9 protein-coding genes are annotated in these 11,398 nt (G+C 34.6%); all 9 read right to left on the bottom strand.

From position 1 onward, the window contains the following. Positions 1 to 97: 97 nt before the first annotated feature. The 9 genes from ESZ54_RS10440 to tpiA all read right to left on the bottom strand — a co-directional run bounded on the left by ESZ54_RS10440 (position 98) and on the right by tpiA (position 11,384). Positions 98 to 856 (bottom strand): hypothetical protein, encoded by a 759-nt coding sequence (locus ESZ54_RS10440; protein ID WP_136137601.1) that lies wholly within the window; start codon positions 854 to 856, stop codon positions 98 to 100. Positions 857 to 1,028: 172 nt separating this feature from the next. After that, positions 1,029 to 1,619, bottom strand: a complete 591-nt coding sequence (locus ESZ54_RS10435; protein ID WP_136137600.1) for a type 1 glutamine amidotransferase family protein — start codon at positions 1,617 to 1,619, stop codon at positions 1,029 to 1,031. Positions 1,620 to 1,665: 46 nt separating this feature from the next. After that, positions 1,666 to 2,028, bottom strand: coding sequence for a DUF3224 domain-containing protein (locus tag ESZ54_RS10430; protein WP_136137599.1), 363 nt, complete (start codon positions 2,026 to 2,028; stop codon positions 1,666 to 1,668). Positions 2,029 to 2,073: 45 nt separating this feature from the next. Then, entirely contained in the window at positions 2,074 to 2,997 is a 924-nt protein-coding gene (locus ESZ54_RS10425) for a helix-turn-helix transcriptional regulator (RefSeq protein ID WP_136137598.1), read from the bottom strand. A 529-nt stretch (positions 2,998 to 3,526) separates the two neighbouring features. Further along, entirely contained in the window at positions 3,527 to 6,637 is a 3,111-nt protein-coding gene (locus tag ESZ54_RS10420) for a pectate lyase-like adhesive domain-containing protein (RefSeq protein ID WP_136137597.1), read from the bottom strand. Between the two features lie 599 nt (positions 6,638 to 7,236). Continuing rightward, positions 7,237 to 7,518, bottom strand: coding sequence for a tyrosine-type recombinase/integrase (locus tag ESZ54_RS12855; protein WP_420824367.1), 282 nt, complete (start codon positions 7,516 to 7,518; stop codon positions 7,237 to 7,239). A 158-nt stretch (positions 7,519 to 7,676) separates the two neighbouring features. Beyond that, positions 7,677 to 8,972: a phosphopyruvate hydratase gene (gene eno, locus ESZ54_RS10410; protein ID WP_136137595.1), complete on the bottom strand. Its 1,296-nt coding sequence runs from the start codon at positions 8,970 to 8,972 to the stop codon at positions 7,677 to 7,679. A 127-nt stretch (positions 8,973 to 9,099) separates the two neighbouring features. Then, complete coding sequence (gene gpmI / locus ESZ54_RS10405) at positions 9,100 to 10,629, bottom strand: 2,3-bisphosphoglycerate-independent phosphoglycerate mutase (protein WP_136137594.1); 1,530 nt, start codon at positions 10,627 to 10,629, stop codon at positions 9,100 to 9,102. Next, positions 10,629 to 11,384, bottom strand: coding sequence for a triose-phosphate isomerase (tpiA, locus tag ESZ54_RS10400; RefSeq protein ID WP_136137593.1), 756 nt, complete (start codon positions 11,382 to 11,384; stop codon positions 10,629 to 10,631). The genes gpmI and tpiA overlap by 1 nt, the downstream gene beginning before the upstream one ends. Positions 11,385 to 11,398 lie beyond the last annotated feature (14 nt).

The raw sequence follows: 11,398 nt of genomic DNA, 5'->3' as shown, positions 1-11,398 counted from the left end.
TATTGACTCAAATCCAAATAAAAAAAGCACACCACAAGCAACTGTGACAATGGAAATAATGAAGAACGCAAATATTAAACTTATTCTTTTAGTCAATTTAATCATGCTTTATTCCTCCTTTAGCTTTCGAAGGAATCAAAAATTCATCATAAGTTAAATCAATTACACCATTCTCTTTTTCTTGTTGTAATTGAACGCCTAATTCTTCAGCAATTTCTTTTTGTTCATAATTATTTTTTTCAATTATATCTTTTACTTTATCTAACTTGTAATACGCAACTCTTCCTAATCGGTAAGATAATGTTTCTGGTAAATAATGTGCAAAATACAGTGCTTGTTTTTTACAATCTGAAATTAAAATAAAATCTTTAGCTACTGTCGAATATGTTTTTGATGGTGAATACTTTGTTCCCACAATATTTCCTGTGACGCTATGCTTTAGATAGTAGTTCTCTACTTGCATAAGTCTAAACGTATCCACTTCTCTTTTAATATCAGCTTTTAAAAGCTCATCAAAAGAGTATTCACCATTTACAATCGGCATCATATTCTTTTTGTCATCAACCATCATTTCAGTGACACGATAAAAATCAGATTCGCTACTCTCATCCTTTTCAATCACTGCAAATCCAACTGATTGTGCCTTTTCATGCACATATACTAATATTTCATGACTAAAATCATCTAAAGATAATTCGTTAGTCCTTACTTCGTTTTCACGTTTTTCTTCTGCTTCGCGATAAGTCATTTTCTTAACGCCATCACCAATCCAAATCCCCGCAACTAAAAAGGTAACTGCGATTATTAATATAATCATCAGCAATGTTTTTAGTTTAATTCTCCCCTTTTTTTTCAAGCTTGATCCTCCTTACTTTTTGTACAGAATTAATTATAGCGAGTGTTCATAGTGAATGCCATTCCAAAATACCGTACTATAGTATAAAAAAATCACTTTTAAAACGCCAAAAAATTAACGTTTTAAAAGTGACTCATTTCTTTAAATTATTTTGGCTCAATATTATATATTATTAAAGATATGGATTTCCATATTTTTCACAATATGCGTAGTAACCAAAGCGATACATATAGATTGTTTTCTCAATATTATCCGCAGTATCAAATTCAACAGCAGATAAAACTAATTCTGTAAAATCAAGTGCCGCTGTTCCATTTGCTGTAATCAAATTCTTATCTCGGATAGCTTGTACTTCAACAAATTCCTCACTATTCTGATACATAGTGAAATCTTGCCAAAGATAAACAGAATTACCAGTGTGTTTATATTGCGCTAGCAAGCCATTTTTTGCTAGAAAATCTACTGCACCACAAATAGCACCAACCGTAACGTTTTGACTCAAAAATTCATTAATTTTATCGACAAGTACTTGGTTTTCGAGATGCCACGCATTTCCCCCAATCATCACAAACAAATCAATATTGGCTGGTATCTCACTTAAGAGGTAATCAACTTTTGTTCTCAGGCCACCAATTGACTTGATTTCTTTTTTTAAGGAAGCTGTCTTAACTTCCCATGCAGGGTTTTGATTGAGTTGCGACATTAAGTAAGCACCTTCCCAATCCGCGTAATTCTCTAAGATAAAGATAATTGCAGTCTTCATAGTAACTCCTTCTACTAAATTATTTAAAATCATAATCCAATGTTAATTACATCCCATTTTCACATGGTTGATAAGTACCTGTTCCAATCATTCCGGCAAAATCACCAGTTTCGGTAATAATTTCGACAGATGCATGATAATTTGAATCTATAAAACTTCCAAAATCACGGTAGGTAAAACTACCCTTTCGTCCTTGGCACTCACCTGTGAAGACTGCAAAGCCTTCAAACTGACTTTCAGAGGCATGTATGTCTTCTTTATTATATGAAAAGTAGTGAATCGTATACGCCGCGTGAATCTCTCCTTCAAAACCACCCGTCATTTGATAAACTGTTTTAGCTTGAGCTAATTTTTCTTGATAGACAAATTGTTCTTGCCAGTCTACGACGTTAAAATTCCTTTTTTTCATTCCCAATACCTCACTTTCTATAATTATTTTAGCAAGGTGCTGTGACTACATTATGTCATATTGGTCAATAATTTTTTGAGCTTCATTGCGAATTTCTTCTCGCAACCATGCTGGTGAAATTACTTTTACGCCACTACCAAAACTTAAAATGAGTTCAATTAACCATGGCTCTTTTGCAAATTCGCGCGAGACAACTAAATAGTTTTCTTCATCTAGAATGACTTCTTCTGAAAAAACATCAAAAACACGACTTTTTACTTCCTTTTTAAAAGATAAACAGACATGTACCATCTCAACAGAAGCCACAAGATCAGCAAAAAAGTCGTCCAATAAATCTTGAGACATAAACAAATGATTTTCAGATATAAATTTATCATCTATTACTTCTAAATTTTGAATACGACTCATTCGAAAAAGACGAGTATCTTCTCTCAATAAACAAAAACCATATAAATACCAAACATTCCCTTTACAAACAAGATTAATGGGCTCCACAAAACGTCTTGTATCATGACCTTTGTAGTCCGTATAATCAAAATGAACAATATTACATTGATCAATTGCTTTATCTAATAGATTTAACTTCTGATCTTTAGTGCTCCATTGTGTAAAATCAAAAAAATATGGTGACGGTTTTTCATTTGAAGTCATAAAAGTACTCATCTTATGTTGTAATTCTTTCAACTGGGGTCGCTTCACAGATTTTGAAAGACTACGACTAAAATCGTAAATTAGCTTCTTCTCTGCTTCCGAAAACAGCAACGAATTCAACTTATAATTTTCATCAATATAAAAGCCACCGTCTGTTCCTTGTTGCGAATAAATTGGAATTCCAGCAAGACTTAACGTATCAATATCACGATAAATCGTTCGAGTGGATACCTGATAAATCTCAGCAATTTCTTTTGCTTTGATAAATTTTTTTGATAAAAGAGCGATTAATATAAACATCAAGCGTTCAATTTTCATAATGATCCTTTCTAGACATTATCTTTTATTTCAGTGTAAAAAATTTACTTCTATCCAAAAAGAAACTAAGGCTACAATTAAATATATAACCGGAGCATACATTAACCCTAGTAATATTCAAGATTCTTTAGGCTGTTCCTTCTTGATAATTTGTCTAATCTATACGAAGCTATTGACGATTAACAATACGGGAACAACACTCGCCATAATATTTTAAATAGCAACATTGAAATACAAAAAATTGAAATATAATAACCTATTAATAGAATCAGAGACAAAATAAATACTGATTTTTAGCTATAATTAAACTTCTCTTTATATAATTATACTTAAATCTGAGAAGAATAACTAACATAATAAATTTCTTGGATTTATATCAAAAAAATCGTATCGATAGAATTTAATCCATCAACACGATTTGATATAGAACTTCTTAGAATAATAATTACCAAAAGTTTATGATTATTTTCAATACTCTAGTCATTCCAATTAAAAAAATATTTTTTAAGGTTTGTAGTTCATAGGTGAATTAAGGGGTTTGACTATCTTGTAAAGTCCAAATGATTTTACCTTGATATGTACCGCTTAAATTTCCTGCGTCTTGTTGTAATAACAAGCCAGAATTACCTGTTTTTAAATCAATTTCACTAAACAAGTTATTATTTTCTTGAGATTCAATATTAATAGCTGACGTTCCAAGTGTTTGAGGAAGCCCTGCTTTATTTTTGTAAATTACTTTTCCGTTGAATGTTTCTTTTTTTCCTTCATTTCTAGTAATTTTATTCGGCATGGTTGCTTTCAAAGTCCAAGAACTATTTTGCATTGTGCTAATGATAGAGAATAATTTATCACTTGAATCACTCAGCGGAGAAGTTGAACTTGTTTTTGTAATTGGAATTGAACCAAACTGTAAGTTTTCTGCTGTATCTTTAAATCTTAACTGACCAGAGTATTCGTAAACAATTGTAAAATCACCACTTGGAACCTTTGTTGGTGTAGGTGTAATCTCGTGACCATCTTGATAAATTTTATAATTCGTAAGAGTTGTAGTGTCGTAACCATCATAGTTTAAGTTGAATTTACCATCAAAAATAAGTTTTCTCATGACACCTTGTAAATCATCATTGATAACTTCTTCATAAGTTTGCGAATTATCAACGGGTATTTTGTTTGCTAAATCACGATAAATTGGATCATCCGTCCCTTTATAAACTTGTTTCACTCCCATTTTTGATAAGACGTATTTTAATTTAATAGTAATATCTTGTGGCGCCTTATCTGTGTTGCTTCCTTTATTATCAGTGTAATCAAAGGTAAACATACCTTCTTCAGGCTGTGATCCTTGTTGTGTGATTTTCCCTTCAAGTAAATCTTTGTAGCTTATTTCTAAGCCTGAATACCCATCAACGTAAATTGGGGATGTTTGATTGACAAGAGGTGTCCCATCACTATTTTCTAGCGTCACTTTAACAGTCTGCTTGTCTGGATAAACATAGATTGTTGTCAATACAGGCTCTGTACCAACATTCGTTTGTTTCGGCTGCGTTTTATCGCCGAGCTCACTAGCATTTGCGTAATGATACCCATCAGGAATAACGGTGTTCGTATAATATGAACTAGTCCAATCAATTTTATTAGCATAATTAGCAGGTGCTAACGCCGTACCACTCTTCTCTTGTTCTGAATTTGGAAATTCACTTTTCAATAATTGATCCGACTTCAAATCTTTGTATTGATACTGAATACCACTTGTCGGTTTTCCGTATACATAAATGTTATAGGTGTATTCTGTCCCTTCCATTGGTACAATCGCAACAGTCGCTTGACCGAACTTGTCACCGTTATCTGCCGTTGTAGTGGAGTCTCCACCACTTTGACCATCAGCAATAGCTGAACTTTTTACCTGACTGTCTATAGCCCACATATAGTTTTCTGGCATATATGTCTTTACATATTCTTCAGTTCTGAGTTGTAAGAATTGGCCAATATAGTTATCTTGTTTATTAATTGGATACTGTTTCGACCCTAATTTTTTACCATTTTGATCAATATAGTTTACTTTAATTGTTCCTGGTGCAATCGCAGTTGTTTTTAATTCGCGTGTTTTGGTATCAATAATATCCGAATCAATTTCAATTCCATTTGGTGGTGTAACTTTAGTTTTTCCACCAATTACAGTCATTTTAGCAAATTTCTGATTGCGATTTCCTGCTGGAACTGATGTCGAACTATCACTATCTTGCCAAGTACTAATTTGCGAATTATTCATTGAAAAAGTTCCAGCTCCAGTAAATAAGGCCCCGCTACTAGGTGAGCCATCCCTGCTATTTCGAGATAAGTGGAGAGATTTTGGTGAAATGAAAGTAATCGTTGATCCTACAGTTGTGTTTACAACGGTACTTGGGTTCCATTGTTCCAAATTCAAAATAGTTCCTGCATTAAACGTAATAGTAGATTTATTTGCGGCGTAGAGCGAATTATTACCAACCGTCCTAGTTGCCGTCATATTTAAACCTTGTCCAAAAGTTACCTCACGATTTTCTCTTTTGGTTCCTGAATATCGATATAAATCTAATAACATTTGAAAACCATCTTGGCTCCACGTCACATTATCACCAATAGTCATAGAATTAAATCCCCAATAAACCAACGGATAATTATTTCCGCTAGAGGAAGCAAGCTCTTTACCAATGACTGTTGCACCATCTCCTACTTTGAAAGTATGGGCAAAACCTGTATCATCATCTTTATCTGCACTTATAGACATAAAGTAAAACATTGAAAATCCTGATGTTCCTGGCGTTCGATTTAACTCAACATGAGCATTATTTGCAATATCAACCTGACCAATTTGCATCAACTCACCTTTGGCTTCAACAATAATTTTTCCTGATAAAGTAACTTGACTGTCTTCAGCATCCAAAAGACGTCGTGGTTGAGAATTTGCTGCCCCATCCATACCTTCTGGTCCTTTTAATGTAACGTTATCGATGTTAAAATTCCAATAACCATAGCCTGCATTGACTCCAGTACCACTATCAATTACACCATCAGCGTATCCTGCATAATTTCCAGATGGAATAGCAGTTTCCCAATGAATTAAATCAATATTAGTTATTGTAAAAATTTCGCCTTTTTTATTACTTTTTCCAATATTAAAGGGAGAATCTTGCATATTGACCGTATTTCCACCACCATCAATAATAACACTTGTTTCTCGCCAACCTAGATCACGTTTCGCAACTCCTTTAGGTGCAGAAAAACTACCTAGTATTTCGATGTAAGTTATTGATTGATTTGAATATGCTTTTTTTAAGCTTTCCCAGCTAATCGCAGAAGCATATGTTCCATTATTCATCGCTTCTTTTTTGTACTTTTCTAAATTGGATATTTGATCTGATACTTTAACTGTTACTGATGAAGGCGTTTTCTGCTCAGTTGGATTATTGATACTTTGTTCAAAATCCGACCGCCCTTTATCAGGATCAGTCGCTACGTTTATCCTATTTGTGACATTGTTTGCTAAATTCTCCGGAAAAATATTTGTAAAAGAATTTGATTCTGCTTGAACCGGAACTCCACAGAGTGTAATAAGCAGAAATAGAAATAGTTCTGTTAAATAATTCCTATATCGGTTCATTCCACTTCACCTTATCTCTTATATTTTTAAACAATTAACATTAGCTATTAGAAATCAAAAGAATGTTTTGTGATTATCAGATGTAAAAACAGCTAAAATCAACCATTTATTAACATAATTTTATCAAACAACTATTAATTAATCAAACCATCAATCAAAAAAACATCTTTTTTGATTGATGGTTTTCCCTTTTCGCATTCTTTGATTAGAAATATAAAACACCATTATGCGATAGCTAAAATTACTAACCCAACCAAAAAATCATTCTCCATTAACTACTTTTTTATTTAGTCGTTTAAATTTCATACTCTTATGGCAATTTATCCTCAAATTTCGTCTCATTGTTATTAAAAAAATTTTAAAATAAATTTGACTGTGGATAGGCTACACTTGACTAGACAAGACAAGGTAAATATATCCTGTCCATTCTTAATACTTGTCTTGGCAAAATAATGTCTTAATGTATGCGGACTACATCTGATATCAGTAACACCCTCTATTTCCATACTAGCATCACTGATAATCTTTGCAATAGCAACATTTGATTTAATAGTCTCACCTGATCTAGTCAATAAAAATGTATCATCTTTAATAGCAATCTACCTAGAAGTAAAGTAGGTATTCTTCATTCTGTCATACTTCAACAATTGCTCCTGTAGATATGAACTGATAAGTACGACACGCCATTTGTTGCCCTTCCCATGAAGTTTAATGTAATTATCAAAGACAAAGTCTGTTTTGATCTGTCGTAGCTCTGTGCATCGTATACCTGTATCTACGAACAACATGACAATCAACTTGTTTCTCACACCCAAATAATCAGATTTATTGTAGTATCGAATCAATTCTTTTACCTGCTTGTCTGAGAAGGTATCAATCACTTTTTGTTCTTCCTTCAACACTTTGATTTGTTTTGGATAATTCACTGGGACATACTCTTCCTCCACCAAAGCAAAAAAAAACCCTCTAGCACAAGCTAGAGGGTGTTACGTCCGATCAGTTTTAATTCCCGTAGAATAAGCTTTATTTAAATTTTAAATTATTTGTCAGCTAAGTTGTAGAAAGCTTGAACACCTTTGTATTCAGCTACTTCACCTAATTGATCTTCAATACGTAATAATTGGTTGTATTTAGCAATACGGTCAGTACGGCTAGCAGAACCAGTTTTGATTTGACCAGCGTTAGTTGCAACAGCGATGTCAGAGATTGTAGAATCTTCTGTTTCACCTGAACGGTGAGAGATAACTGCTGTGTAACCAGCTTCTTTAGCCATTTCGATAGCTTCAAAAGTTTCAGTTAAAGTACCAATTTGGTTAACTTTGATTAAAATTGAGTTAGCGATACCTTCTTCGATACCACGTTTTAATTTTTCAGTGTTAGTTACGAATAAATCGTCACCAACTAATTGGATTTTCTTACCTAATTTTTCAGTTAAGTGTTTGAATCCTTCCCAGTCGTTTTCATCTAATCCATCTTCGATTGAGATGATTGGGTATTTAGCTACTAAGTCTTCATAAAGAGCAACCATTTCTTCTGATGTTAAAGAACGGCCTTCTGAAGTTAAGTCATACATACCAGTTTCTTTGTTGTAGAATTCTGATGATGCAACGTCCATTGCTAAACGAACATCTTTACCAGGAACATATCCAGCAGCTTCGATAGCTTCGATGATTACTTCTAAAGCTTCTTCGTTAGAACCTAAGTCAGGAGCAAATCCACCTTCGTCACCAACTGAAGTATTTAAGCCTTTGCCTTTTAATACTTTAGCTAAGTTATGGAAGATTTCAGCACCCATACGGATAGCTTCTTTAAAGTTAGCAGCGCCTACAGGCATGATCATGAATTCTTGGAAGTCAACGCTGTTGTCAGCATGTGATCCACCATTAATGATGTTCATCATTGGAGTAGGGATAACTTTAGTATTGAATCCACCTAAGTAGTGATATAAAGGAATTTCTAAGAAGTCAGCAGCTGCACGAGCACAAGCAATTGACACGCCTAAGATAGCGTTAGCGCCTAGTTTACCTTTGTTTGGTGTTCCGTCTAATTCGATCATTTTTTTGTCGATTGACATTTGGTCTCTTACATCAAAACCAATGATTTCTTCAGCGATGATGTTGTTAACATTATCAACAGCTTTTAAAACACCTTTACCTAAATAACGAGATTTATCTCCATCACGTAATTCAACTGCTTCGTATTCACCAGTTGATGCTCCAGAAGGAACCATACCGCGACCAAAAGCACCGCTTTCTGTATAAACTTCTACCTCGATAGTTGGGTTTCCACGTGAGTCTAGGACTTCGCGAGCATAAACATCAGTAATAATTGACATTGTTTTTTTCTCTCCTTTAGGTTGTTGTATTTATAGCTAAAGAATGCTGCATTTTCATGAACGCACTCTATAGTTTTATTCTAACATTTTCAAATAAAGATGCAATTAAAAACACAAGTATTTCTTGTTATTTTTTAATTAGCGATTCACCAGTCATTTCGGCTGGTTTTTCAATTCCAAGTAAATCTAACATTGTTGGTGCCACATCAGCAAGACGACCACCGTCACGTAGTGTTACACCATCTTTTGTAACGATCACAGGTACTGGCACAGTTGTATGTGCAGTATGTGGGTTACCTTCTGGTGTCACCATTGTTTCAGAGTTACCATGGTCCGCAAAAATAATTGCTGAACCACCTTTTGCTAAGATTGCGTCAACCACTCGGCCTAAACATTCATCAACAGCTTCAATTGCTTTGATAGCTGCTTCTAAAATGCCAGAGTGACCTACCATATCAGGGTTAGCAAAATTTAAGATGATTGCATCTTGTTTGTCTGCTTCAATGTCTGCTACAAGTGCGTCTGTTACTTCATAAGCACTCATTTCAGGTTTTAAGTCATATGTTTCAACTTTAGGTGAATTGATTAAGATACGGCTTTCTCCTGGGAATTCTTCATTACGGCCACCATTCATAAAGAAGGTAACGTGAGGATATTTCTCAGTTTCAGCGATTCTTAATTGTTTCAAGCCTTTGTTTGAAAGGACTTCACCAATTACATTAGTCATTGGAATTGGTTTGAAGGCAACTTCAGCATCGATACTTGGATTGTAAAGTGTCATCGTTACAAATTTAACATTTTTCGGATGATTTTTACGGGCAAAATGTTCCCATTCCAAGTCTGTAAATGCATTTGATAATTGAATAGCACGGTCAGGACGGAAGTTGAAGAAAATGATAGCATCATTGTCTTTAACTGAACCAACTGGCTGGCCATCTTTTTCGATGACGATTGGTAATACAAATTCATCCATCACTTCATTTGCATAAGATGCTTTAATTGCTTCGACTGGATCTGTAGCTGAAACGCCTTCGCCGCTCACTAGAGCTTGATAAGCTTTTTCAACACGTTCCCAGCGTTTGTCACGGTCCATTGCGTAGAAACGGCCAGAAACCGTTGCAACTTCACCGTAATTAATTTTATCCATGTAAGCAACTAATTCTGTCATATATTTAACAGCGGAATCAGGTGCTACGTCACGACCATCAAGGAAAGCATGTACATGTGTATGTTTAATTCCTTTTGCTTTAGCCATATCAAGTAATGCGTATAAATGGTTTTGATGACTATGCACACCACCATCAGATAATAATCCGAATAAGTGTAAGCTTGAGTCTTTGTCGACTGAATAAGCCATTGCATTATTTAATGGTTCATTTGTTTGGAATTCGCCATCTTCAATTGCTTTGTCGATACGAGTTAAACTTTGATACACAATACGACCAGCACCAATATTAGTGTGTCCTACTTCTGAGTTACCCATTTGGCCATCAGGTAGTCCAACATCTAGTCCAGATGCTTTTAATTGATTGTGTGGAAATTGATCCCAGTAACGATCAAAATTTGGTTTGTTTGCTTGTGCTACTGCATTCCCTGTAATTTCATCACGTTTACCAAAACCATCTAAAATAATAATAGCAACAGGTGCTTTACTCATTATTTTACAGCCTCCAATAATGCTAAGAATGATTCTGCTTCTAAGCTTGCGCCTCCAACTAAGGCACCGTCAACGTTTTCTTTTGCCATGTATTCTGCGATGTTTTCTGGTTTAACAGAACCACCGTATTGGATACGTACTTTGCCAGCAACTTCATCGTTGTAAAGTTTAGCTACAGTTTGACGTACAACGCCACAAATTTCGTCAGCGATTGTTGCATCAGCTGATTTACCAGTTCCGATTGCCCAGATTGGTTCATAAGCAATCACTAAGTTTGAAACTTGTTCAGGTGTTAAATCTTTTAAGGCACCAGTGATTTGTCCTTCGATCCATTCAGCTGTTTTACCAGCTTCGTAAGTTTCTAAAGATTCACCACAACATACGATTGGTGTCATACCATTAGCAATGATTGCTTTAGCTTTTTTGTTAATGTCTTCGTCTGTTTCATGGAAATATTCACGACGTTCTGAATGGCCGATGATAACAAAGTCCATTGCTAAGTCTGCTAATGCAGCTGGAGAAGTTTCCCCAGTAAACGCTCCTGAATTTTCAAAGTAGCAGTTTTGTGCTGCAATTTTTAAGTCAGTTCCTTTAGCAACATTTTTTAAATCTGCTAAGAATAAAGTTGGAGCTCCAATCACTGAATCCACTTTATCATTTGAAGGAATCGCTGTTTTGACTGCTTCAGCAAAAGCATGAGCTTCAGAAGCTGTTTTATTTAATTTCCAGTTACCTGCAATAATTGGTTTACGCATGTTTTTATTTCTCC

This window comes from Vagococcus silagei, from assembly GCF_004795745.1.
Classification (GTDB): domain Bacteria; phylum Bacillota; class Bacilli; order Lactobacillales; family Vagococcaceae; genus Vagococcus; species Vagococcus silagei.
This window is presented reverse-complemented; position numbering and strand designations above follow the sequence as displayed.